This is a genomic window from Pedobacter sp. MC2016-24, from assembly GCF_015223055.1.
In the GTDB taxonomy this organism is placed as follows: domain Bacteria; phylum Bacteroidota; class Bacteroidia; order Sphingobacteriales; family Sphingobacteriaceae; genus Pedobacter.
In genome coordinates this window covers 214,592-239,743 of the sequence record NZ_JADFBX010000007.1, presented here as the reverse complement: position 1 = coordinate 239,743, position 25,152 = coordinate 214,592, and the positions used below count along the sequence as shown (strand labels likewise).

Genomic DNA, 25,152 nt, shown 5'->3' with positions numbered 1-25,152 from the left:
TATCAATTAAATTGTTTTTGTATATATTCTTTTTCCGGAAACAATGGTTTCCATAATATTTATCTCCTCATCAAATATCACGAGATCTGCATCCTTACCGGCCACCAATGATCCTTTTCGGTCTCCGATTCCGATGATATTGGCAGGACTAAGGGAAGCCATTTTAACCGCATCTTCCAGCGTGGCATCTGCCATCACCATCATATTGCGCACCAGCCTGTCCATCGTGGCTACGCTTCCGGCAAAAGCGGACCTATCTTTTAATTTGGCCACATGATCTTCTACAATAACTTCCAGGCCATCGCGACGGCTCCCCAAAATACTGGGGCCCGGCGGCATACCTGCAGCACGCATGGCATCCGTAACCAATGCAGTTCGGTCTGCACCTTTTATTTTGAGCACCAGCTTCAGCAATGGCGGCGGGAGGTGAACACCATCGGCAATGATTTCTACGGTCATGGCATCCAGCAAATAGGCACTTTCAATCACGCCTGCGTAGCGGTAAGCATTTCGCCTGGAAACACCCGACATACAGGAATAAAAGTGTGTAGCGTGACTAAATCCTTTTTCAAAAGCTGGCAATACTTCTTCATAAATCGCATTGGTATGTGCAATAGATGGCAAAATGCCATTTTCGCAGAGGTATTCGGCAAATTCCAGGGCGCCTTCGAGCTCCGGTGCTGCGCTCCAGCGTTTAATTGCTTTAGAACGCGCAATAATTTCCCGATATTCTGCAGGAACCGGCGCCCTGATGTATCTTGGATCTTGTGCTCCCCGCTGTTCCATGGAAAAATATGGTCCCTCAATATGCAATCCTATAAATTGTGCACCATTGGTGTTTAAGGCATGTGCAGTTTCGTATACACTTAGCGTGTCCAGTAAATCCTGATGTTCGCTGCTTAATGTCGTAGGCATGAGTGCGGTAGTACCATGTTTGGCGTGCAACTCCGCAATAGCCAGGTAACCCTCAGCCTCATTATCCATAAAATCGTGCCCGGCACCACCATGCACATGCAAATCAATAAATCCTGGTGCAATGTAATTTCCATTTGCATTGATTTCCAGGGCATCTGCAACCGCTATGTTTTCCGCACTTACTGCTGAAATTTTTCCGCCTTCGATAACGATACAGCCACCTTTGATCACACGATGTGGCGTTACTATTTTACCGTTATATATCTTAATCTTTTCCATTTATGGTTCGTCATTTTTGGCAACCTTCCCTCCCCTTCCTAAATTATTGAAGGCTCGAAAACTAAGTTTTTTTAATTGTGGTACCGGTTGTTGGTACAGTTTACTTTTTACAGTTGGAACCGTACCATCGGTTGTGTAGCGGATCTGAAATCCGGGAACATCCGTATTGGCACTAACCATTCCTGCTGTTGAGCGGATTGCCGGTGTCGGAATCCTGTAGGCATAGCCACTGGCATAATGGTCCAATCTATTTAATTCGCGACCTACGGATTTGGTCAGCGTATGCCAGTCCCGCTCATATAACTGTCTGGCTTTAGCAGTATCCGGACTTACAGCCCATTCTGGTTCTGCGGCCCAAGCCTTCTCAGACAAGGCCAGAAGCCTTGGCAGATACATGTATTCCAGTCGTTCGGCAGTTTGCACAGTTTCAGACCAAAGCAGCCCTTGAATGCCGTATATATTGCGCTTTCCCGCCTCGGTTAAGGGTTCAAATTTTTGGAGCATAGACTTGGGCAATGGCCGGTTCACATAATCTGTATGCTGATTTTTCAGGTAATCAAAAGGAATAAATTTATAAGCTTGCTCCAGATTGATAAAACCACCCCAGTTGAAGCCCGGCTCATCAAACTCCCTGACGTAAGCCATATCGAAATAGAAATTGGTCACAAAAGAGAGGATGACCTTGTATCCGGAATTGGCGAGCCTGTAGGCCAGATCTTCATTACCAGACATGTTGTTCCATACGTTAACATGGAAGTTCTTGTCGAGGAATAAAGGATTGGGCTGCCATTTTTTACCCCCGGCGACAGTTGATTTTCGCAGTGCGGTTTCTTCCCAGCCAGAAAGATATAGTTTTCTTTGATCCAGCATCGCAGCAAGACGACCAAAAAAGTAGTCCCAAAGGTCTGTTGCGTCTTTAATTTCGGGATGCTCTTTTTTCAATGCATGAACAGAAGGAGATCCGGTCCAGACACCGGCGGGCACTTCATCTCCGCCAAAATGTATGGTTTGCAAAGGTGCACCTGCCTGTTTATACATATCGATAATTTCATCGGTCACTGTTTCTAAAAAGTGATATACCGAAGGCATGGACACATCCATCACATGATCATTCCATTGCTGTACAGAACGATAAACCGAGGTATCTGCTGTATCGCGGAGTAAATATGCTTTTGCAGCTGCTGTGTCACCAGTTTTAACCAGATTATTGTACCTGGCCTGCATCGAAACAATAGCGGCCCGGGCATGACCTGGTGTTTCTATTTCCGGGATAACGTTGATGTGTCTTCGTGCTGCATATTTCAAAATCTCAATGAAATCTGCCCTGGAATAAAAACCGCTTCCGGATGATTTTCCTGGTAAAGGACCCGATCCGTAGGCCGGCATCAGACTGTGCTGTTCGTTGACGCCATGACCGCGGTTGGCACCTACACTGGTCAGCTCAGGCAATGCATTGATCTGCAAGCGCCATCCCTCATCGTCATTGAGGTGAAAATGAAGTGTGGTAAATTTGTAGAGGGACAGTAAATCGATCAACTTCAGAATTTCCTGCTTTGACTGAAAGTTCCGGGCTACGTCCAGCATAATTGCCCTGAAGCCAAAATTGGGACGATCTTCTACCGCTACGCATTTGACCTGTATGCTTTTCGTTTTGGCCTGGGCAGCATAAGCAGCAGGATCTAAAAGCACTTTTAAGGACTGTATCCCATAATGGATTTCAACCGGGCTATTTGCAGAAATCAGGATACCAGATGGTGTTACACTGAGTTTATAACTATCTTTCTTAACCGATGGGTCTTTTTTTAAGCAAATGCCTGCCTGAGTTTTACTTCCATTCAGGACATTGGGTCTTTTTCCGACCAGTGACTTCAATTCGTCGGCAAACAATTGTGCTTCAGCATTAAATTCAGCGTCAGTTACGATGTTAACGGTTTGATCAAGTTTAAAATACCCAGGTGTTTCCCGATAAACCAATGGTGTAGGAAAGATTTTAGGCTGAAGCGCAGGTTGACTTTTACCGCGTTCGTTCAAGACGTAGCGTTGTGCTGAACTGAGTTCACGATCTCCGGCAAATCTGTCCAGCTGATGAAGTTCTGTTGGAATGGAGACCTTAACATCGTTTAAGGGAATTCCGGTACCTGGTGCATTGTCCCAAACCAGATAAAATCCCTGTGGGGCATCACTCTTATTGACTACCCATGAATTGGAAACGAATTGTTGAGCGACGCTTCCACCGGGAGCGAGCGATTTGAAATCTTTTCCAGGAGCAATATAGTAAAGACCGCCGTTAACGTGGTTAATCTTCAGTTGTTCTGTTCCGGCAATTGTAGTGACGCGTTTACCAAGATTGAAATAGATCCGCCAGCCTTGAGCTGGAAAGGCTTGCTTTGCACCATTGTGCATCCCTATCGAAAAAAGTGTCTGATCTTTCCCCTGGTAATGGTTTTGGTAAACCTGCCATTGGATGTCCAGTTTTTCGGGTGTTTGATAGGGTTGTGCAAAGGCATGACCGGCCGTCCCTACAAATAACGCTAAAAGCAGGTTGCTATATATTTTATACAATTTTTTCATGTTTAGATTGTAGATGAATTACATTATTTAAGCCTTTTCAATCTTTGGAGTAAGACCTTGATCTTCCCATTTCTGAGTTCGTTCTCCTGCACCAGCTCCGCCGGGTACATCACAGTTGAATTGAGTGCTGTAAACTTTTTATCCAGTTCTTTGGTATGCAGTGCTTCCAGTTCGGCAATCAGCGGTTTAAGTTGCTCAGCTGTCATTTCCGGTGCATTTGCCCTGGACTCTATGGCTTGGTAACTCAGGTACTGTACCCGAATAGCAGCCATTAAACGGTAATGCTCAAATTCTTTCACATTTTTTGCGGGTTTAAGTTTTCCAAGCATCGTTAATGCATTTTTGGTACTATCCAGCATTTGCGCAATACTCAGGTCCGTATCAATAGGTTTTCCCTGCGTAATTTCGTAAGGAACAGTTGAGATTGCTTTCCAAAACGTTCTGGCATCGTTCTCAGACAATCCATACTGCGATTGGGCATAGCCATTGATGAAACGTTGTGCATCAAGCGGTTTTGCCGTTTTGATGGATTCTAGAAAGGCTGCGATCAACATGTTAAACCCACTGATCGGGTATACACGTCGGATGGCATACAGATCAATGATGTCCCGGGTGGTTTCAAACACTGGCGAATACAATCCGGAGGTTGACCAGGAAGTCATGATAATGCCTTTATAGCCCAGGTCTTTTGCCAGCGGAACAAAATCTGTAATGTTTTTAAAGTGTTTTGCCCACTGGGTAAGGAAATAATTGTCCGGGTGACTTCTGATCGCTGGCGCCCCCCAGATCTCGAAACCGCTCTGCATCAGTTTTTGGTGGTCGCCAAACATATTGATGTCCCAACCATAATTCCAGTCGATAAAAATGGTTTCTTTAGGCAATCCTTTCAATGCTTCAGGATATTTCAAAGCAATATCTGCCCAAAGTACCGGTCTTTTTCCCAATCCAACCACCACATCGCAGAGCATTTTGATATAATCTCCATATAACCTGCCGATGCCAACGGCTTTAATTTTCTTTTTAGATTCTTCTGAATGGCCTAATAAATAGGTTTCATCACCACCGATATGGATGTAGGGCGAATGGTGTGTGGAAATCAAATCCTTATAAAGCGTGGTAAATAACTTTTTTGCCGCTGCTTCACGTATTGGATTAACCTGAGAGTAATCCTTCTGGTCTTCTCTCAGGTCTTTGTATTTCGGATTCCTCAGGATATACTCCACATGCCCAAAACTTTGTTGGAGCGGGATCACGTCCAGATTGATGGTTCCACAATAAGCGATAAAAGCTTTGACTTCATCCCTGGTATACGCAAAGCGATTGGGGATCAAGGGTTCTTCCTGAAAAGGGTAGGTACCCTCCCACTCCATCACGAGTGTATTGATACCGCCTTTAACCAATTGCAAAGCCAGGTTTTTAAGTGCCGGCATGGGAATCGCCTGAATGCGCAGATCGAGGTGAAATCCCCTTACTGGAAATGGTGAATCCGGATTGCTTAACTCTTTTTGAGCTGCCTTTGCATGCACAAAAAATGTGGTTAGCAACATCAGGAAAAATACTGTTCTTCTCATCTAATTATTGTTTTTATCCGTAATTTTCTTTCCTATATTCCTTTAAACGGTCAAGGTCTATTCAAACTTTAAAGGTTGAGCACTTAATTATTGAATTGCTATATCCAGTTTTAAAGGCGACTCAAAATAACCGCCGTTTTGATCTCTGGCTTCAAAAGTGATCTGATCGGTGCTACCTGATCCGTTATATAAGTATTTGATGGCACCTTTTGCAATATCAGCCTGAGAAAAAGAAGCATTTGCAGCCAGCGGGATGCCATATTTGACTAAGAATCCAGCTACCGGAACCTGTTTAACGGTATAAGTAATGTTTTTATCAGCGGTACCTTCCATTTTCAGATTGGCTAGCGATAATGGTACGATCTGCTTGGCAGCAGCCACGTTAAGTGTGCTGACCTGTCCAAGTTTTAACAGCGTTTGAGGTGGAGAACTCAGCATGATGTAAGCCGCAAAAAGACCATCCGAAAACTCTTTCGGTCTGAGTTTGATGAAATTATCCACGTTGTGCCTTAAAAACACATTGATGAAAGTTCCATTGTTGGCATAAAGTTGTGCAACTGCAGAGGTGATGTCAAAAGAAACCCATCCCACAGTGGCGCCAGGCACAGGTAACGTAGACATCGGAACGGCATTATAAGTTGGTGCATTGTTCCAGGTAATGGTATTCTCTACCCAATCCTTATTTTCACCCAAATGCGCAGAAAAAGAGAATGTTGTTGTCGGCGTTAGTCCGGTATTATAGATATAAACGTACATTCTGGCCGCGCCAATTTTATCGCCAAAACTTGGTTTATCCAATGGATACTGCATCACACCGATACGTCCTACAGTTGCATCTGCGGCACTGATGGCTTTCAGGTCCATGGTTGCCGGATCGTTAAAATTCGCGTTGTTATTTCCTGAACCACCACGGATATACACATCTTTAGCGACTTTGATTTTTTGAGTAATCACATTTCCTGCCGGATCAGCATCGTCTGGTTTATCGTCTAAAAGGCGGTAAAAAGTGAACTGTGAAGTTACTTGTGCCACACCGTTTTTAAATTCCAGGTCCTGCGACCTCACCAGTGCGGAAGAGGAACCCAGTGTTGGATTTTGATTGATGCTCAGCACGTATTGATCGGATGTATTTGCCGTTCTGGAGTAATAAATATAATTCCCATTGATGGTTTCTATTTTTCGCGTTTCATTGAGACTGAGGTCGGTAGATTTTAATTTCCCCCTGATGATCAGATCACCAAGCAGGTTTTTAAGAATAACCGGGGGTACAGCCTCTACGCTGGCATAACCAACGGTTGACAACAACTGTTTAACTCCTGAATTGCTCAGGAACACCACAGTATACTCATCGCTCTTGCCTAACGTATCCATTAAACCGGAGCGTTTAACCGCAGCCGCAAAAAGGTCAAGCTCTGACAAATCTGAGCTGTGGTCTGCCAGTAAAAATTGCTGAATGGTTTGCGATTTGAGGTTAGCACCAGCATCAGATCCATTACTATCCTCATTTTTCAAAAGGTCGAATTTGCCACAACTCAGCATCGTGAGCAGGTACAAACAGAGAAAAAGCGCTCTTGGGTAAAGATTTAATTTGTTCATCTCTTGATATTTTTATTGATAATATGAATTTTGATCCAGCAAAGGATTTAATCTGATTTCGGTAAGGCTGATTGGCCAAAGGTAATTTTCGGTCTGGCTAAGGCCGTTGATGGGTTGAAGCACTTTAATTGCTTTACCAGTACGCACCAGGTCAAACCATCTTTTCCCCTCGTAACAAAGTTCCCTGGCACGTTCATCCAGGATCAGGTCTTCAATCTGGTCGGTACTTAAACCGGCGTAAGCAGCTTCGGTATACGCTACAGCACCAGCCCTTGTACGGATCTGATTCACTATGGTCATTGCTCCGGGAACATCACCAGTTTTGTTCAAAGCCTCTGCACGCAGCAACAGGATGTCGGCCAGGCGGTAAACAATGACATTTTTATCGTCCTGCGTACCACGAACAAATCCTGATTTTTCAAAATATTTGACAATACCGGAATTGGTATCAAAGTTAATTTTAGAGCGCAGATCTGTTGAAGTAAATTTACTGGAAAGGTAACCGCTGGCTTTAAAGAAAGGCTGAAAACCGAGGTCGCCATATACAGTAATCAAAAAAGATCTCGTCGCCCGCTCAGCAAAATTATAGTCAACCTCAAAAATAGATTCTGTTGAAAATCCTTTAGTAAACATCTGCGCGTAAGCGGTATTGTCAATTAATGCAGGATTTACGTTGTAATCTACCGTTGATGAAGCACTGTAGAGTGAAGCCAGCGCGTATGTGGAGTTGCTCAGGATTTTTTGTGAGGCAGCAAGAGCATTCCTGTACTGGCGGCGCCACATATAAAAATCGGTATACAGCGCATTCACTGCACCTAAGGTAAACTGTGCCCGGGTAGCCGAAGATGTGCTGTAAGCCGCAGGAATAGGCATGACTGATGCAGAATCCAGATCTGACTGAATTTGCGTATACACGGCAGTGGTATCTGAACGTGCAATGGTCACATTCTGATTCGCATCCAGTAAAGGTTGCGTCACCAAAGGCAATTTGCCCCAGATTCGGGTCATGTAAAAATAACAGAAAGCACGCATGGCATAAGCCTGGCCACGCACACTGGCATATTCAGCATCTTTACCTAAATACAAGCCTTTGGCTTTCATTTCCAAGGTGTTTTTCAGGATCAGATTGCTCTGATTAACTACCTGGTAAAAGCCATTCCAGCTGGTAATCGGCAGACTCGAATTGAGGTTGTTCGTCAGCAGGTTCAGCGTTTGCGAACTTAGGGCTAGTGGATTGATGACCACATTATCTGCTCTTCCTTCTCCATACAGGACAAACTCCGGAGCCATGGCCCCTTGCAAAAGCGTATATGCTCCATACAAGGCTGCCGTAGCTTGTGGTGTTTCTGTCCAGAAATTGGAACTCGAATAGGAAGTTGTAGGGTCGATTTCTAAAGCTTTTTTACAGCTGGACAAGAAGATCAAAGTGATCAGGATCAGGCTGTATATTTTATAATCTTTTCTTTTCATGGTATTAAAGACTAAGGTTCAATGACAAATTATAGGTTCTGGTTCTAGGGAAAGATCCGCGGTCTACGCCAACGGCAAGTGCATTGGTTGATGAGCTGACTTCCGGATCATATCCTGTGTAAGCGCCAAATGTGAGCAGGTTAACTACCGAGAATCCAACAGTAGCATTGCTGATTTTAAATCTGTTCAGCATTTTGGCTGGAATTCTGTAATTGAGTGCCACATTTTGCAGCCTGATAAAGGAACCATCTTCTACAAAGCGATTCGAAATGGCATAGTTTAACATGGGATCTGTCTTCACCAATCTTGGAACATCCGTTACATCGCCTTGTTTTCTCCATCTTCTCAACTGATCCGTTGTTAAGTTCTGATCATACGGTGAGGCATCCAGGTTCCGCTTTACTTCATTAAACACATCGTTACCAAAACTGTAGGTAATTAAGGTAGTAAGCGAGAAATTCTTGTAACTGAATTCATTTTGAAAACCACCTGTGAAATCAGGATTGGGGTCTCCGATCACTTGTAAATCAGCATCGTTAATGATGCCATCGCCATTTACATCCTCCCAGATGACATCTCCACCTTTATAGATAGCTCCATTTGCAGAACCCTGACGGTAAGGTATCACAGCCCCTGTTGTAGCATTGCGCTGATAAACGTTATCGGTATCATAAGCATATACACCCAAAGCCTTCAGTCCGTAAAATACACCAGCAGTTTCGCCCACCCTGGCCATGTTGTAAATGTTTGGCCGATAATCCTGATTGCCTGGAAGAGCAAGTACTCTATTTCTGTTTAGGGATAAGGTAAAGGTAGAATTCCATTTAAATTCCCGATCCAGATTAACCGTTGAAAGTGTAAACTCCAGACCTTTATTTTCCAGACTTCCAAAGTTTGCAGGTACGGTAGCATAACCTGTCGTACCCGGAACTGCAACATCAAACAACAGTCCGGTTGTCTTTTTCAGGTAGGCATCTGCCGTAAAACGAATTCTGTCCTGAAGAAAAGCCAGATCGAGCCCGATGTTTGATTGTTTGGTTGTTTCCCATTTTAAAGAAGCGTTTGGCACACCGTTAGAAACAATAGCGACATTGCCCAGGTAAGTACCATTGGTATTCAGCGCACCCTGCCAGGCATAATTACCAATGGATTGGTTTCCGGTCACACCGTAACTTCCACGAATCTTGGCGTCTGAAATAAAGCTCAGTTGTTTAAACCAGTCTTCCTGTGATAATCGCCAGCCGGCCGAGAAGGAAGGGAAATAGCCAAACCTGTTATCTGCTCCAAATCTGGAAGAACCATCTGCCCGCATCACTGCAGAGAACAGGTATTTACCTTTGTAATCGTAATTTGCACGCGCAAAATAAGAAAGCAAACTGTGTTCTTCGATATTTTGGTTGTAAAGTGAAACAACTGAAGTACCATTGATCGAGGTAATTGTTGCATCAATTAAGCCCCTTCCGATCACATTCACATTGTTGTCGGTAAATTTCTGGTAAGACTGACCAAGCAGGAAGGTCAGGTTGTGGTTTTTATTTATCGTCCTGCGGTAATTTAAGGTATTTTCATTAATGAAGGAGTAATTTTTGCCTGTAGTAAGGTAAGAAGAACTGATCTGACCTTGTGGCAACAGGGCCTGTGGAGTGAAATTCGTTTCTTCCGTATTCGAATAATCAAATCCTAAAGTGGTTTTAAATTCAAGGCCTGTTGCAATTTTAACCCTGAAATCCTGGTTTCCAAACATACGCCAGCGGTTGATTTTATTGGCAGCCAGATCTGCGATGGCAATAGGATTGGGTTTACTCCCCTCCAGAAGGGGAATGAGTTGCCCATTGATCGGGTCATATGGACTATATACCGGCATGGTACTTAAAGCCTGGTATATTGCACTTTGATTGCTCAATCCGCTCAATATTCTATTGTAGTCGTTGGTAGATACGTTGAAATTTGTATTTCCTGAAATGGCTTTATTTACGGTATAGTAGACTTTTGCAGAAGCATAGGTCTGCTTGAATTTGGTATCGATAATGATGGGGTTGATGTCCTTATAACCGGCGCTGATGAAATAATTCATGTTGTTGTCTTTAGACGCCCCTTTGATGCTGACATCGGCTTTGTACTGTAATGCCGAACGATACATCAGATCCTGCCAGTTGTTAGATTTGGAATAGTAAGGATGCAAAGAATCGATAACGGAGACTTTCGTCGTCTGCGCCCCTGTAAAATTATAAACGGCATCCATAAATGCACTTCTGAACTGTGGTGCATCCAGCACGCCTATTTTCCTGGTGATGTTGGCTACACTACCATTGGCTGAAAACTGGATTTCCGGTTTCTTGGCATTTTTTCCGCTTTTGGTGGTGATGATGATTACTCCGTTAGAAGCCCTTGAACCATAGATGGATGCAGTTCCATCTTTCAAAACCTCTATAGATTCGATATCTTGAGGATTCAAATCGGCCAAAGGGCTAAAAGTAGAAGCATCATCTACCAATCCGCCGCCATACGTATCTGAATTGATGGGCACTCCATCTACAATGTATAGGGGCTGACTACTTCCGTTGATGGAAGATGCTCCACGAATGCGGACTGTGGCACCGGCACCTGGCTCACCAGAATTACTGGTGATCTGAAGACCGGCAATTTTTCCCTGCAAACTGGTATTGACATCTCCAAGCGCATGGTTGTCCATCTGTTTGGCAGTAATAGAGCCAACTGCGCCCGTTACTTCCTTAATTTTTTGAGTGCCGTAGCCTACATTGATGGTCACTTCAGAAAGCTGCTGTGCACTCGGGGCAAGTTTAATGTCTAAGCGTTTGCGATCGCCCACATTCAGGCGTTGATTCTGATAGCCGATATAGCTAACCAGGATCACCGCTCCGGGGTTCAGGCCCAGGCTAAAATTACCATTTTTATCGGTGGCTGTGCCTTTATCTGTTCCTTCCACGCGAATCGAAACACCAATCAAGGTTTCATTCGTTTTTGCATCAGTTACCTGGCCTGTCAGGGTACCCTGTGTGGGGTTGACCTGCGCAAAGGTACTCAACATGGAAAATACGACCATCATGGTCATTAGGTATATCCTTTTCATTAGCGATTTTATTTGATTTGATACATGGAACCGGCATGCGCCCTATCTGGCTCTGGCCTGTCTGATGTATGCTGTAAATTACTAAACTGAAGACCTAAATCGTTTACGTACACGACTAAAGGTCAAAAAAAATGTATTAGGGAGCGGGTGTAAATTTAAAACTCCTGATGACGATTTCCACTTCTTTACCATCGCTTGGCGCAAGGCCACGAAAACACCATAGGTTCATCTTTACCGGCATTTTGGCGGTTGGGATAACTGCTACAGGTGGCACGAAAGTATGTGTAAAGAACAGGTTTGTATCGTCATTATAAAAACCGTTCATACTTTTAAACACCACCGAGCTTGCTGTCCAGATATACCTGTGTGTACTGGCCGTTCCACCAGATTGTGCCCATTCTGTGGTGATGCGTTGCTGTTTTCCATTGGTTCCTGCCGCCGGATATACACTATAATTGACATTGGGTTTTGAAGCGTCGCCCCAGCGTGCAAATTCGACATCCAGTTCGTTGTATCCGTCCGGACCAGTATAATGGAAAAGCCCGGCCACAATATTTTTATCCAGCGTACTTAGCGGGCCTTGAACCTGCCATTGGTAGGTACCGTACCCAAAATTTTCCGTTGAAGTAATTCCTGCACAAAGCCATTTAGATGTCGCATTGTCGTAAGCAACTTTGAGGTGCAACAATCCGGCTGCATCTACCCAGGCATTTTGTGCCCCCCAGTTGTTTGGTCCGGGCCCAAGTCCTGCCCCACTTTTAACAATCCAGTTGTATCCGCTAAATTTAATCGTTGCAGATGCAGTCTGACCCGGTGTTGACACGGAGATCCCCGGTGGTTCTGATCCTTTCTCTGTTGTGGGCTGCACAACATCTGGTTTGCAAGTCCATATCAAAGGCAGCAAAAGTAAAAATCTCTTCATCTTGTTTGGTTATTTAGTTGATTAAGTAATGTGCTGAAATCTAATCCCGACTAAGATTACAACTATCTAAACGCTAATATATTAAATAAACGGGTACGTGCACGAATTTATTTTAAAAAAAAATGTATTTATGGGTTAAAACTACCTGATATCTCCTTTGCAGGCATAAATTGAAGGGTTCCAAAATGGTCCGGACGGTGAAAATCAGGCAGCGGCGACACGATCTTGTTCCAGCACAAAAAGTGAGGGTTTGGCAATTCATCTCCACATTTATAGAAATTGGCTCTCGCCATCAGACCCTCCAGACTTTCAATCTGGTGGTACACAAAAGTATCCACAGGAATACGCAAAATCATTTCCCAATTAAAGTCCCCATGACGATCATTAGCAGTGGTTACCGTCTGGATTTTCTGTATTATGGATTCCTGGAGCAATGTTCTGCCCAGCTTTCCTTTACCATAGCCTACTTTTCCAACCCCCAGGCAATTAAATTCTATATTGTAATAGTATCCGGATTGGTCAAAAGCAATGAAAAACTCCACACAGTTATCCAGGTGAACCGCGCCATTAACCGGCCTTTCTATAGCGCGAAAGTAATCGTGAGCCGTTGTAAATTTAATCAGGATCTCCTGTCCTGAATGTGCAATGACAAAATCTGTAATACAGTCAGTAGCAATCTGAGGCCATGAATCGTTGCTCAAATGATGTTTGGGATAGGTCGCTAATTTCTCCGAAAGCTGATCGGTAGCCGCACAAGAATCCTCATATAGGTAATAAACGTCTAAATTCATTTTAAAATGGATGATAACAAAATGGGAGTGATTTTTATGAATTGAACCAGCGTTCAAGTTTATAACCGCGGTAAGCGTAAAACAACAGGTATAAATAACAAGGCAGTAAAACCAGGTAGGCATTTTGCAAACCATACTGATCAGCAAGTTGGCCATATACCAATGGCATTACTGCATTTCCGGAAAGGCCCATGATTAGAATTGCGGCGCCTATTTTAATAAAGCGACCAAGCCTGTCCATAGACAATGGCCAGATGCCGGCCCATATCATGGAATTGGCAAAACCAAGCAATACAATGAACCATATAGAGATATCGGCCTGATGCCCCAATATGGTGACCCTGCCACTGCAGAAAACGATGCATAATGTAAACACGACGCCGAGCAGGATACATGCACGCAGGGCAAAAACCTGGGAAAGGTATTTTGGGATCAGCGAAATGCCTAAAATATAACCAACAATTGTCGCCGTAAGCGTATAAGAGGGAAATACTTTGGCTTCTAAAAGCGAAATGTCCATCGCATGTGCGTAACCAATAATGGTGTCCACTGCGATAACCTGCGAGCCTACGTGGACAAATATGGCAATTGCGCCGAGAATCAGGTGTGGAAATTGAAAAATGTTACTTTTTCCTTTATTTGACTCGGCTGTAACTTCATCTTCATTTTCTGTATTGATTTCAGGTAAAGAAGAGAACCGCACCAGGATGCCCAACAAAACCAGGATTGCAGCAACACATGAATAAGGGAGGATGACCCTTCTGATCAGCTCGTCCAGTAAAGGCGCACGTTCTACGGCACTCATGGTTTTAACCTGTTCAAACAAGGCCTGATCGGACGATTTAAGTATTACAGCAGCAAAAAGCAATGGGGCAAGAATACCTGCAAACTTGTTGCAAATTCCCATGATGCTGAAACGCATTGCAGCGCTTTCTTTAGGCCCCAATATGGTTACGTAAGGGTTTGCAGCAGTTTGCAGTACTGCCAGGCCTGCGCCCAGGGTAAACAGACCGATTAGAAAAACAAGGTAATTGCGCATCAGTGCTGCCGGGACAAATATAAATGCGCCAATGGCCATCACAAAAAAGCCAATCATCATTCCGTTCTTAAAGCCAACTTTTTTGAGCAGTAGGGAAGCTGGAAAAGAGATGAATAAATAAGAGATGTAAAAAGCAAAAGCTACAAAATAGGATTCGAGGTTATTGAGCTCACAACAAATTTTGAAATAAGGGATCAGCATGGCATTGATCCAGGTGACAAACCCGAAGACGAAAAAAAGTACAGCAATGATATACAGTGATTTGATATAAGTCTTATGGTCCATATGGTTTATTTTGCCTCAGGTTTAACGATCGTCGGGTAATTAACGTTCACGTACACGAAGAAACAAAACATTTGTTGTATTTCCAAATCAAGTACTTGAAATTACTTTTTTAAATACAGATGCACCGATGGATATGCTGACTTAATTGATGTAAAAATCGCAGTTTTCGCTGGTGATGATGTCAATTGGCATGAAATTGTTTTTCTCACCTGTTTTAGCATGCACCACGAACTGGTATAGCGCCATCAAGCCTTTGTAGCCCTGTTCCCTGGGTTTCTGGCAAATTAGAAAATCAATATCCCCTGCTTTCAGAAAGGCGAGGTTCTCTTTGGTGTAATCAAAGCCGATGAGTACCCTGCTGGAATCTCCGGTCTTTTTCAAATATTTAGCTACAGTGGACACCCTGGAATTGGTTACAAAAATAGCTGCGACCTGATGTTCCTGTAGCACTTGTTGAATAGATTTGCTTACATAGGCATAATCTGTTCGCTTGATGTCAATTTTCAGGATCGGATTTTCCAGTTTATTTTCGATAAAATAGTTTCTGAACCCCTGCTCTTTTCGCAAAAGGTGATGCTCATTATCAATCTCCTGGGAGATGTTTACAATCAGGATTTCCTCTCCCCTTTTCACCAGGTATTTGATGAGGTGTGCTGACAGGTATCCACTTTTGTAAAGATCAGGACCAAAGTAACTCAGGCTGTTGTGGCCTTGAATATCCGAATTGATAAACACATAAGGTATTTTTCTGGTTTCCAATTTTTTAACAAAGTTCGCTGCCTCTTCAATGAAGCTTGGTGCCAGGAGTACGCCCTGTACCCCATCCAGATCGATTGATGCGATCTGTTCCAGGAAAGCATTTTTATCGTTTACATCATAGAGATACTTTTTCAGGGTAATCCCGTAAGGACTGATTTCTGCTCCTGCTTCCTGTATGCCAAGAAGTGGTGCTTCCCAATAATTGGTTTCCTGCGATACATCTGGAATCAGCACCGCAAAAACAACTTGTTTTTTTGACGCCAGACTTCTCGCGAAAATGTTTGGCTGATAATCGAGTTCCTTAATGATCGCATTAACAAGATCCTTAGTCTTCTGTGATACACCTGTACGGTTATGAATCACCCGGTCGACTGTTCCTCTTGAAACATTTGCCCTTCTTGCAATTTCCTTAACACCTGTTAGTTCACTATCTTCTGCTGACATATATTGAAAAATTAGCTAAAGATAACAGATTTTATCGCTCAAAAAACAGCAAACCGAATAATCGCGCATGTACCTGATCAACAGATACCTACTTGCTTTTCATCCGGTCAAACCGCTTTATTAGAGCTTTTACAGCATTGGTGGTATCGTCTGACTGATTAAACCTGCAATATCCATCTTACATCAAAACTATCTGTAATTTCAATCAATTTGTCGTGATCATTCCTGGAAAAAGAAATCTTTTTTTGAGGTTCCAGTTTTTCAATGAGTGCTTTCCTAACACCGATAGTTGTACACTGAATAAAAATCGCCATGTAATTTCCGAGTATCCGGCCTTCGTTGTGTACCAGATCAGAGCCATGAATCGCGATACAGTCAGCAACAAGCGAGCCACTAAGAACAGGCATTTGTGTGTAGCCATGTAATTGTTTTTTGAAAGTTTCAAATTGGAGTATGCCACCAAAGCAGGTTTGGTAAAAGGTGAGTGCCTCTTTACAGTTTCCAGAAAAGGTGAGGAAAACTGCAGCCCTAAATTTACCATAATCAGGATTGGACATAACAGAAGGGTTAAGTAGTCAATTTTACAATCCAAAAGTAGCTGAGCGCTGAACAATATAGCTGTTGTAAAAACGACAAATAAGGGGTGAATTATGACAAAATAATCTCTACCTTGTGGTACCATAATATTTATTTATATGCAGATTTCTGTCTTTGTGCCTGAGTATGGGGTAATTGAAGCTGTAACTCCACCATACAGAACCTTCCTTACTGCCAACGAGTTTTTAACTGCATTTGGCAGAAAACCGATTTTCAAGGTTGAATATGTAGGCTTAAATGAATATGTACCTGCCAACAATGGTGAATACGTGATCAAAACGGATCGTTTACTCAAAGATGTGGCTGAAACAGATTTACTGATCATACCGCCTACCTTTGGCGATACCGCTAAAGGCATTGCAGCCAATGCAGAAGCTATACCTTATTTTAAAAAGCTACACAATCAAGGTTCAAGCCTTGCCAGTTTATGTATTGGGGCTTTTCTTCTGGCCGAAACGGGCTTACTCGATGGCAAAAAATGTTCTACACATTGGGCATATATCAACGAGTTTAAAGCGAGATACCCCAATGTGGGCGTAGCAGACGGGGCGGTCATAACAGAACACGATAACATTTACAGCAGTGGCGGGGCAAATAGTTTGTGGAATTTAATATTATACCTGGTCGAGAAGTTTTCGGATAGAGAAATTGCAATTATGGTTTCAAAATACTTTGCATTGGATATCGGAAGAGATAGCCAGTCTCAATTTGCCATATTCAAAGGTCAGAGAAATCATGGCGATGGCGATATTAAAAAGGTACAGGATTACATTGAAAAAAACTATAGCGATAAAATATCCATAGAAACGTTAGCTAAGCTCATTCATTCCGGTCGCAGAACTTTTGAAAGAAGGTTTAAAGAAGCGACAAACAATACCCCACTGGAGTATATACAAAGGGTGAGAATAGAATCGGCCAAAACTTTCTTTGAAGCATCCAGAAAAAATGTAACGGAAATCATGTTTGATGTAGGCTATACGGATACGAAATCATTCAGAGATATATTTAAAAAGCTTACCGGCCTTACTCCGATTGAATACAGGAATAAGTTTGCAAGGTTATCTGTAGAAGTGTAATTGCAGCAAGCAAAGGAAAATGTATACATTTAATAAAACCCCTCAACATGCAGTTCACAAATCATGGTATCTATTTATTCATTCTATTATTGATATCAACTTCGGGATTTGCACAGGATAAACTATCAAAAAAAGAATTTCCTGCGATTGCACTCACGAATAGAATTGATTTTGTAGAATCAAAATTCGATCAATCAAGATTTAGTTGTGGTTTTTTGATCAAATATCGTGCAGATACATTTGCTGTAACAGCTAAACATCTGTTGAAGATCATTAAAACAGATAAAATGCAAACATTGGTATTTGAAAATTACGTAAAAGACTGGATCTTATATCCCTTAGATAAAAAAGAGCAGATCGTGGTTACGGATAAATTACTAAATGAAAACAAATCAGCTTTACTCGACGATCCAGCCACATACAATCAGGATTGGCTATTATTTTCAATAAAAACCAATAATTCTAAGGTTAAACCTTTGGAATTCAGAACAACGCCATTAATCCCGGGAGAAAAATGTTATGTGATTGGTTGGACGCGGAAAATGGAAACAGGAACTCAGCGGGTTTATGAGTTTGAATATTACAAATCAATTGGAGATCGCCTTTTGTTGAAGGATGTTATCGTGCCAGAACAATTTGGTGGGTTAAGCGGTGCACCAGTAGTAGATGAACAAGGACTAGTTGTTGGTATCGTTTCGGGAGGAACAGTTGATCCTGACACGAAGAAAAAGTATTTTTCTCCTTGCAATATTGATGGTTTGATAAAATTCATCGCAAATCTTCCAGGAAAATAATGTGATCAGCGTTCTGATTCAGCTTGCCCATATGACAATCAATAAAGCACTTTAAACAAAAAAAGCAGCTCTTTTCAGAACTGCTTTTCAAAACTTGGGGTGGAATATGGGGCTCGAACCCACGACCCTCGGTACCACAAACCGATGCTCTAACCAACTGAGCTAAAACCACCATGTTTTATTTTTTGATGTCACAAAAGTACAACTAAAAACATTTTATTCAAATATTTTTAGTCATAATTCTTCATATTTATTTTAATCAACTATATTTCAATCAAATAAATTTTCAATAAAACTTTTACAGCCTTGTAAAAATTGCTTTTAAGGCGTAAAAAGTTAGATTTGCTGCAAATATGATTGAAATATATACAGACGGAGCAGCAAGTGGAAATCCCGGACCGGGCGGTTACGGTGTAATTTTAAGATCGGGACAACACTATAAAGAATTGAGCGCAGGCTTTAGAATGACAACCAATAACCGGATGGAGCTATTGGCGGTTATTGTTGCCCTGCAGGCTTTAAAAACGCCAGGTCAGCAAGTCACCATATTCTCCGACTCCAAATATGTGATTGATTCAATTGAAAAGAAATGGGTATTTGGCTGGTTAAAAACCGGCTTTAAAGGCAAGAAAAACAAAGACCTCTGGATGCGTTTTTTAGGCGTATATAAATTGCATGATGTGAAGTTTGTTTGGGTAAAAGGGCATAACAATCATCCCGAGAACGAACGTTGCGACCAGCTCGCTGTAGCAGCTTCTAAAAACAGGGCCGCACAAGGCATTGACACCGAATTTGAGGCAGAAAGAAATAACCCCGGAATGCTATAAGCACCCAGGGTTATCCTATTATCTCAAAACCAATTATCAATAATCTCTTTAAAAATCTAGCTTGCTACAGCCGTGCCATTCAAATTAATGGCGTGATTTAAGGGATTGTTCTTTTCCGAAGAAAACTCAACCATAAAATCTTCAGCTACTTTAACCATATCCGGCGATCCGATAAAAATCGAAGTACGCTGGTGCAATTCAGTAGGCTCAATATCCAGAATCCGGTTAAAACCATCAGAAGCTACCCCTCCGGCCTGCTCTATAATGAAAGCCATTGGATTACATTCATACAATAACCTCAGTTTTCCATTTGGAGAACTTGCGGTTGTCGGGTAAATATAAATGCCACCTTTAATCAGGTTTCTGTGAATATCGCCTACCATAGAACCGATATACCTTGAAGTATATGGCCTGTTGCTACCTGCATCCTCTTCCTGGGCAAACTTGATGTATTTCTTAACACCCGTAGGAAAATGAACGTAATTACCCTCATTGATGGAATAGATATTGCCGTTTTGCGGAATTTTCATATCCGGGTGCGACAAACAGAATTCACCAATCGAAGGATCTAAGGTAAAGCCGTTAACCCCCTTACCAGTGGTATATACCATCATGGTAGATGAACCATAAATGACGTAACCAGCAGCAACCTGTTGTGTTCCTTTTTGCAGTACATCCTGCAAAGTAGCTACCCCATCAACAGATTTACGTCTGTAAATTGAAAAAATAGTACCAACTGCAACGTTTACATCAATGTTTGAGGAGCCGTCAAGCGGGTCAATACACACAATATATTTCGCATTTTTGGATACTGGCGAATCGATCGGCACAAACTCATCCTCTTCTTCAGTAGCTACAATACAGCATTCACCACCACTGGTTAAGGCGCTGATGAACTGTGTATTTGCAAATACATCCAGCTTTTGCTGACCTTCGCCTTGAATGTTAGTCGTACCTGCCGAGCCTAAAATATCAGCCAAACCGGCTTTATTCACCTCTCTGTTTACAATTTTTGCTGCAATCCCGATATCTCTGAGCAGTCTGGAAAGCTCCCCTTTTGCATAAGGAAAATCGTTCTGTTTTTCGATGATGAATTGGCCCAGTGTTTTTATGCCTTGCATATACTTAGTGTACTTTATACGTTATCTATTACCTATTTCTATGGCCTCTAAGGTATGTATTTTTTCTTCCGAAATGCAAAATCTAATTAAAGTTTTTATTCTGTGCCAGCCAGAATTTCCCGCTGCACCGGGATTTATGTGCAAACAATTTATTTTTTTATCAAACATGACTTTTAAAATATGTGAGTGACCAGTAATGAACAACATCGGGGGCTTAGTGTAAATTTCACCCTTTATACGCGGCGCGTATTTTCCAGGATATCCACCGATATGCGTCATCCAAACCGCTACATTTTCGCAGTTAAACCTGAGGTCTTCCGGATATACCGAACGGATCTCCTGATCATCGATATTTCCATAAACCCCTTTTAATGGCTTAAAAGCGGCAAGTTGCTCAGCTACCCCCTGTCCAAAATCGCCAGCATGCCATATTTCATCACATTTATCGAAATGTTTAAACACCGCATCATCTAAAAAACCATGGGTGTCAGAAATCAGTCCTATTGTCTTCATCTTATGTCATTTATTAAAAGTATCTGGCGCTAAAAAGCCAAAAAGAAATCGCGCAACAGCGCCTGATAGCTGGCTGTATATACCCCTTGCGCCTCGTATATATATAAGTGTTGCTGCTTCGTTTCAACTGCGCTATCGTTCAAACAAACAATCTGTCTGAATTCTGGTTTGCTTTCATCAGAATGCAAATGAACAATTATTGCAGGCTTCAGTCCATAATCTGCAGCAATCTCAATGGTGCTTTGGGCTTGCTTTACCGGTAAGATCAACCAGAAAGACCCTTTAGGCCTTAACAGCGCCGCCACACGTTGGGTCATTTGTTCAAAAAACAACAAATCGGTATGCCTGGCCATTCCTTTTTTCGGTTCCTGGTTTTTCAGGTCATTCACAAAAAAAGGCGGATTGGAAACAATCAGATCGTACTGCTCTGTGGTCTGGTAATTTTCTATCGCCGTATGGATCACCTTAAAGCGCGAAGCATAGGCTGATGCCGCTCCATTTTTTGCCGCAGCACTGGCCGCCTGTTCCTCAATCTCTACCGCATCAACCCGGGCATGTGGAAAACGCTGGGCCAGCATCAGGGCAATAACCCCGGTCCCGGTACCAATATCAAGTATATTTTTCGCATCCATCTGAGTAGCAATCGCGCCCAGCAATACCCCATCGGTATTGATTTTCATTGCGCAACCAGACTGGTCTACCTCAAACTGCTTAAATTTAAAAATACTCCCCATACGTTTTTGCGAATATATTACATTCTATGCTCACGGTTTTAAAATTTTAACGCTAAATTTGCATCTTCAAAAAAAAAGCATGATCTATTTCTTCTCAAGCCTATCCAATACGGTTTTCGCTTTACAAACGGAGCAAACCTTATCCACTACTGATATTACGAAACTTCAATGGCTGTTTGGCGGTGCGCAATTAAAGCAAGAAACCGTGTTGGCAGACTTTTTTGTTGGTCCACGTGCGGCAATGGTTACGCCATGGAGTACCAATGCGGTAGAGATTACACAGAATATGGATATCCAGGGGATCATCAGAATTGAAGAATTTACCCGGGTAGCGGCAGATTTCGCGGATTTCGATCCCATGTTATCTCAAAAATACGATCAGCTGGATCAGGAAATCTACAGCATCAACATCAAACCAGAACCGATCCTTGAAATAACCGATATTTCGGCTTATAATAAACAAGAAGGTCTTTCATTAAGCGATGAAGAAGTAGCCTACCTGAATAATTTATCAAAAACACTGGGCCGGGCCTTAACCGACTCTGAAGTATTTGGCTTTTCGCAAGTCAACTCTGAGCACTGCCGCCATAAAATATTCAACGGAAAATTTGTTATCGATGGTGTAGAACAACCTACATCCTTATTTAAACTGATCCGTAAAACATCAGAAGAAAACCCGAACGATATTGTTTCGGCTTATAAAGATAACGTAGCCTTTATTAAAGGCCCAACGGTACAACAATTTGCACCTAAACGTGCCGATGTACCAGATTACTATGCGATCAGCGATTTTGAATCGGTGATTTCCATCAAAGCGGAAACGCATAACTTTCCAACTACGGTTGAACCTTTCAATGGTGCGGCAACGGGCTCTGGTGGTGAAATCAGAGACAGGCTGGCTGGCGGACAAGGCTCATTGCCTTTAGCTGGTACCGCTGTATACATGACGGCTTTATCCAGACTGGAAGAAAACCGCCCATGGGAACAAGGCGTAGCAGAAAGACAATGGTTATACCAAACCCCAATGGACATCCTGATCAAAGCCTCTAACGGTGCTTCAGATTTCGGAAATAAATTCGGCCAACCGCTGATCACAGGTTCGGTACTCACCTTTGAGCATGAAGAAGATTCCCGTAAACTGGGCTTCGATAAAGTGATCATGCTTGCCGGTGGTGTAGGTTATGGAAAAGCCAGTCAGGCGCAAAAACAAAAACCTTCAACAGGCGATCAGATTGTGATCCTTGGTGGAGAAAACTATAGAATCGGAATGGGCGGTGCCGCTGTATCTTCTGCAGATACCGGCGCCCTGGGTACTGGCATTGAATTAAACGCAATTCAGCGTTCCAATCCGGAAATGCAAAAAAGAGCGGCCAATGCCGTTCGCGGTATGGTAGAGAGCGACCACAATACCATCATCTCGATTCATGATCATGGTGCGGGTGGTCACCTGAACTGCCTTTCAGAACTGGTTGAAGAAACAGGTGGTAAAATAGACCTGGATAAACTTCCGGTGGGCGACCCTACCCTTTCGGCTAAAGAGATCATCGGTAACGAATCTCAGGAACGTATGGGTCTGGTAATTGGTAAAGAACACATTGACACTTTACAAAAAATTGCAGACCGTGAGCGTTCGCCAATGTACACTGTAGGTACCGTAACCGGCGATCATCGTTTCACTTTCGAATCGGCAACCACTGGAGTTAAACCGATGGACCTGGAACTGAAAGATATGTTTGGCAGTTCACCTAAAGTAGTGATGGAAGATCAAACGATCGACCGCAAATATCAATCGGTAACTTATGATGCCGGCAAATTAAACAGCTACCTGGAGCAAGTACTGCAACTGGAAGCTGTAGCTTCTAAAGACTGGTTGACCAACAAGGTAGACCGTTGCGTGGGTGGCCGTGTAGCCAAACAACAATGTGCAGGCCCTTTACAATTGCCTTTAAACAACTGTGGCGTAATGGCCCTTGATTTCCAGGGAAAAGAAGGTATTGCTACTTCAGTAGGTCATGCACCCGTATCTGCATTAATTGATGCTGCTGCCGGAAGCCGTATCGCCATCGCAGAATCACTTTCCAATATCGTATGGGCACCTTTAAAAGATGGTTTAAAAAGCGTTTCGCTTTCTGCCAACTGGATGTGGGCCTGTAAAAACGAGGGCGAAGATGCCCGCTTATACGAAGCTGTAAAAGCCTGTTCAGATTTCGCAATCAGTTTAGGAATCAATATCCCAACCGGAAAAGATTCCCTGTCGATGAAACAGAAATATAAAGATGGAGATGTGATTGCACCGGGCACAGTGATCATCTCTGCAGGTGGTAATTGTGATGACATCACCAAAGTGGTAGAGCCTGTATTGCAAAAAGACGGTGGCGCCATTTATTACATCAACTTATCTCAGGACAGTTATAAATTAGGCGGTTCCTCATTTGCACAGATCTTGAACAAAGTGGGTACTGAAACACCTGATGTGAAAGATGCAGCGCAGTTCAAAAACACGTTCAATACCCTTCAGCAATTGATTAAAGCAGATCAGATACAAGCGGGACATGACGTAGGCAGTGGTGGTTTGATCACAACGCTATTGGAGCTTTGCTTTGCCGACCGCAATTTAGGCGCAAATCTGGATTTGTCTGCTTTAGGTGAGCAAGACGTTATCAAACTGTTATTTGCCGAGAACATCGGTATTGTATTCCAGGCTGATGCTGCTGTTGAGGCAGTATTTGCAGCAAATGGAATCAATGCTTTAAAAATCGGTGACGTACAAGGTTCTGCTACGCTGAACATCAAAAACAACACAGAAAGCTTTAGCTTCGATATTGATCATTTACGTGATGTATGGTTTAAAACCTCTTACCTGCTTGATCAGAAACAAAGCGGAGCAGTAAAAGCAAAAGAGCGTTTTGACAATTACAAAAACCATGTGTTAAAATACAATTTCCCACTCACATTTGACGGTAAAAAACCGGTTATTGATGCTTCAAAACCGCGCCCTAAAGCAGCCGTAATTCGCGAAAAAGGAAGTAACTCTGAGCGCGAGCTTGCCAATGCAATGTACCTTGCCGGCTTTGATGTTAAAGATGTACACATGACTGATTTAATCAGCGGTCGCGAAACATTGGAAGACATTCAATTCATTGGCGCTGTTGGCGGCTTCTCTAATTCTGACGTTTTGGGATCAGCCAAAGGCTGGGCAGGCGCATTTATGTACAATGAAAAAGCCCGCATTGCTTTGGAAAACTTCTTTGCCCGTCCAGATACCCTATCTGTAGGAATCTGTAACGGTTGCCAGCTATTTGTTGAGCTTGGCCTGATCAATAAAGACCATGCAGAGAAACCTAAAATGCTGCACAATGAGAGTCATAAACACGAAAGTATATTTACTTCATTAACCATCCAGGAAAACAACTCCGTGATGTTATCTGGCTTAGCTGGCAGCACCTTAGGCGTATGGGTTTCACATGGTGAGGGACGTTTCCAACTGCCATATGAAGAAACGAAATACCGCATTGTAGCAAAATATGCTTATGAGAGCTATCCTGCCAATCCGAACGGATCAGACTACAACACGGCAATGATGTGTGATGAATCTGGCCGTCATTTGGTGATGATGCCACATATTGAGCGCTCCCTGTTCCAATGGCACTGGGCAAATTACCCACAAGGCCGTAAAGACGAAGTAAGTCCATGGATGGCTGCTTTTGTGAACGCCAGGGTATGGTTAGCAGAAAATGCCAAATAAAATAAAAACAGG

The 25,152-nt window shown here is 42.8% G+C and carries 18 protein-coding genes and 1 tRNA gene; 4 read left to right on the top strand and 15 right to left on the bottom strand.

Going from position 1 to position 25,152, the window contains the following annotated elements; translation table 11 throughout:
• Window positions 1–6 precede the first annotated feature (6 nt).
• From nagA to IM797_RS17620, 11 genes are all read right to left on the bottom strand, one after another.
• Window positions 7–1,194, bottom strand: coding sequence for an N-acetylglucosamine-6-phosphate deacetylase (nagA, locus tag IM797_RS17670; RefSeq protein ID WP_194128481.1), 1,188 nt, complete (start codon window positions 1,192–1,194; stop codon window positions 7–9).
• Entirely contained in the window at window positions 1,195–3,765 is a 2,571-nt protein-coding gene (locus IM797_RS17665) for a family 20 glycosylhydrolase (RefSeq protein ID WP_194128480.1), read from the bottom strand. It abuts the gene before it with no gap.
• Window positions 3,766–3,788: 23 nt separating this feature from the next.
• Entirely contained in the window at window positions 3,789–5,336 is a 1,548-nt protein-coding gene (locus IM797_RS17660; protein ID WP_228098930.1) for a family 20 glycosylhydrolase, read from the bottom strand.
• Between the two features lie 87 nt (window positions 5,337–5,423).
• Entirely contained in the window at window positions 5,424–6,932 is a 1,509-nt protein-coding gene (locus IM797_RS17655) for a DNRLRE domain-containing protein (RefSeq protein ID WP_194128479.1), read from the bottom strand.
• Window positions 6,933–6,944: 12 nt separating this feature from the next.
• Complete coding sequence (locus IM797_RS17650; protein ID WP_194128478.1) at window positions 6,945–8,402, bottom strand: RagB/SusD family nutrient uptake outer membrane protein; 1,458 nt, start codon at window positions 8,400–8,402, stop codon at window positions 6,945–6,947.
• 4 nt (window positions 8,403–8,406) lie between these two features.
• Window positions 8,407–11,493, bottom strand: a complete 3,087-nt coding sequence (locus IM797_RS17645; RefSeq protein ID WP_194128477.1) for a TonB-dependent receptor — start codon at window positions 11,491–11,493, stop codon at window positions 8,407–8,409.
• Between the two features lie 136 nt (window positions 11,494–11,629).
• Window positions 11,630–12,415 carry a glycoside hydrolase family 16 protein gene (locus IM797_RS17640; protein ID WP_194128476.1) on the bottom strand — a complete coding sequence of 262 codons (786 nt, stop codon included), beginning with the start codon at window positions 12,413–12,415 and terminating at the stop codon, window positions 11,630–11,632.
• Between the two features lie 128 nt (window positions 12,416–12,543).
• Window positions 12,544–13,206, bottom strand: coding sequence for a carbohydrate-binding family 9-like protein (locus tag IM797_RS17635; protein WP_194128475.1), 663 nt, complete (start codon window positions 13,204–13,206; stop codon window positions 12,544–12,546).
• A gap of 34 nt (window positions 13,207–13,240) precedes the next feature.
• Window positions 13,241–14,530, bottom strand: a complete 1,290-nt coding sequence (locus IM797_RS17630) for a sugar MFS transporter (protein ID WP_194128474.1) — start codon at window positions 14,528–14,530, stop codon at window positions 13,241–13,243.
• Window positions 14,531–14,671: 141 nt separating this feature from the next.
• Complete coding sequence (locus IM797_RS17625) at window positions 14,672–15,733, bottom strand: substrate-binding domain-containing protein (RefSeq protein WP_194128473.1); 1,062 nt, start codon at window positions 15,731–15,733, stop codon at window positions 14,672–14,674.
• 158 nt (window positions 15,734–15,891) lie between these two features.
• Window positions 15,892–16,290, bottom strand: a complete 399-nt coding sequence (locus IM797_RS17620) for a glyoxalase (protein WP_194128472.1) — start codon at window positions 16,288–16,290, stop codon at window positions 15,892–15,894.
• Window positions 16,291–16,428: 138 nt separating this feature from the next.
• On the opposite strand from IM797_RS17620, the gene IM797_RS17615 reads away from it, so the two are divergent.
• A complete protein-coding gene (locus IM797_RS17615) occupies window positions 16,429–17,406 on the top strand; it encodes a GlxA family transcriptional regulator (protein ID WP_194128471.1) in 978 nt (325 codons plus the stop codon).
• Between the two features lie 47 nt (window positions 17,407–17,453).
• The gene (locus IM797_RS17610; RefSeq protein WP_194128470.1) at window positions 17,454–18,200 is read left to right on the top strand and encodes a trypsin-like serine protease; all 747 of its coding nucleotides are present in this window, start codon (window positions 17,454–17,456) and stop codon (window positions 18,198–18,200) included.
• A gap of 95 nt (window positions 18,201–18,295) precedes the next feature.
• Here IM797_RS17610 and IM797_RS17605 read toward each other — a convergent pair.
• Window positions 18,296–18,372: transfer RNA gene (locus IM797_RS17605), tRNA-His, on the bottom strand.
• Between the two features lie 181 nt (window positions 18,373–18,553).
• On the opposite strand from IM797_RS17605, the gene rnhA reads away from it, so the two are divergent.
• A complete protein-coding gene (gene rnhA, locus IM797_RS17600) occupies window positions 18,554–19,027 on the top strand; it encodes a ribonuclease HI (protein WP_194128469.1) in 474 nt (157 codons plus the stop codon).
• Window positions 19,028–19,083: 56 nt separating this feature from the next.
• Here rnhA and fbp read toward each other — a convergent pair whose 3' ends face one another.
• Genes fbp through IM797_RS17585 form a run of 3 tightly spaced genes read right to left on the bottom strand, consistent with a single transcriptional unit; the run spans window position 19,084 to window position 21,395 of the window.
• Window positions 19,084–20,148 (bottom strand): class 1 fructose-bisphosphatase, encoded by a 1,065-nt coding sequence (fbp, locus tag IM797_RS17595; protein WP_194128468.1) that lies wholly within the window; start codon window positions 20,146–20,148, stop codon window positions 19,084–19,086.
• A 21-nt stretch (window positions 20,149–20,169) separates the two neighbouring features.
• Window positions 20,170–20,661, bottom strand: a complete 492-nt coding sequence (locus IM797_RS17590; protein ID WP_194128467.1) for a metallophosphoesterase — start codon at window positions 20,659–20,661, stop codon at window positions 20,170–20,172.
• Between the two features lie 29 nt (window positions 20,662–20,690).
• Complete coding sequence (locus tag IM797_RS17585; protein WP_194128466.1) at window positions 20,691–21,395, bottom strand: tRNA1(Val) (adenine(37)-N6)-methyltransferase; 705 nt, start codon at window positions 21,393–21,395, stop codon at window positions 20,691–20,693.
• Between the two features lie 79 nt (window positions 21,396–21,474).
• Between IM797_RS17585 and purL the strand changes: the two genes are divergently transcribed.
• Window positions 21,475–25,140 carry a phosphoribosylformylglycinamidine synthase gene (purL, locus tag IM797_RS17580; protein ID WP_194128465.1) on the top strand — a complete coding sequence of 1,222 codons (3,666 nt, stop codon included), beginning with the start codon at window positions 21,475–21,477 and terminating at the stop codon, window positions 25,138–25,140.
• The last annotated feature ends 12 nt before the right edge of the window (window positions 25,141–25,152 follow it).

Bases quoted from the DNA above. Each gene is read 5' to 3' on its own strand.
- purL (WP_194128465.1), top strand. From the start codon at position 21,475: ATGATCTATTTCTTCTCAAGCCTATCCAATACGGTTTTCGCTTTACAA.
- rnhA (WP_194128469.1), top strand. From the start codon at position 18,554: ATGATTGAAATATATACAGACGGAGCAGCAAGTGGAAATCCCGGACCG.
- IM797_RS17655 (WP_194128479.1), bottom strand. From the start codon at position 6,932: ATGAACAAATTAAATCTTTACCCAAGAGCGCTTTTTCTCTGTTTGTAC.
- IM797_RS17585 (WP_194128466.1), bottom strand. From the start codon at position 21,395: ATGGGGAGTATTTTTAAATTTAAGCAGTTTGAGGTAGACCAGTCTGGT.
- nagA (WP_194128481.1), bottom strand. From the start codon at position 1,194: ATGGAAAAGATTAAGATATATAACGGTAAAATAGTAACGCCACATCGT.
- IM797_RS17620 (WP_194128472.1), bottom strand. From the start codon at position 16,290: ATGTCCAATCCTGATTATGGTAAATTTAGGGCTGCAGTTTTCCTCACC.
- IM797_RS17590 (WP_194128467.1), bottom strand. From the start codon at position 20,661: ATGAAGACAATAGGACTGATTTCTGACACCCATGGTTTTTTAGATGAT.
- IM797_RS17645 (WP_194128477.1), bottom strand. From the start codon at position 11,493: ATGAAAAGGATATACCTAATGACCATGATGGTCGTATTTTCCATGTTG.
- IM797_RS17625 (WP_194128473.1), bottom strand. From the start codon at position 15,733: ATGTCAGCAGAAGATAGTGAACTAACAGGTGTTAAGGAAATTGCAAGA.
- IM797_RS17615 (WP_194128471.1), top strand. From the start codon at position 16,429: ATGCAGATTTCTGTCTTTGTGCCTGAGTATGGGGTAATTGAAGCTGTA.
- fbp (WP_194128468.1), bottom strand. From the start codon at position 20,148: ATGCAAGGCATAAAAACACTGGGCCAATTCATCATCGAAAAACAGAAC.
- IM797_RS17610 (WP_194128470.1), top strand. From the start codon at position 17,454: ATGCAGTTCACAAATCATGGTATCTATTTATTCATTCTATTATTGATA.
- IM797_RS17665 (WP_194128480.1), bottom strand. From the start codon at position 3,765: ATGAAAAAATTGTATAAAATATATAGCAACCTGCTTTTAGCGTTATTT.
- IM797_RS17635 (WP_194128475.1), bottom strand. From the start codon at position 13,206: ATGAATTTAGACGTTTATTACCTATATGAGGATTCTTGTGCGGCTACC.
- IM797_RS17640 (WP_194128476.1), bottom strand. From the start codon at position 12,415: ATGAAGAGATTTTTACTTTTGCTGCCTTTGATATGGACTTGCAAACCA.
- IM797_RS17630 (WP_194128474.1), bottom strand. From the start codon at position 14,530: ATGGACCATAAGACTTATATCAAATCACTGTATATCATTGCTGTACTT.
- IM797_RS17660 (WP_228098930.1), bottom strand. From the start codon at position 5,336: ATGAGAAGAACAGTATTTTTCCTGATGTTGCTAACCACATTTTTTGTG.
- IM797_RS17650 (WP_194128478.1), bottom strand. From the start codon at position 8,402: ATGAAAAGAAAAGATTATAAAATATACAGCCTGATCCTGATCACTTTG.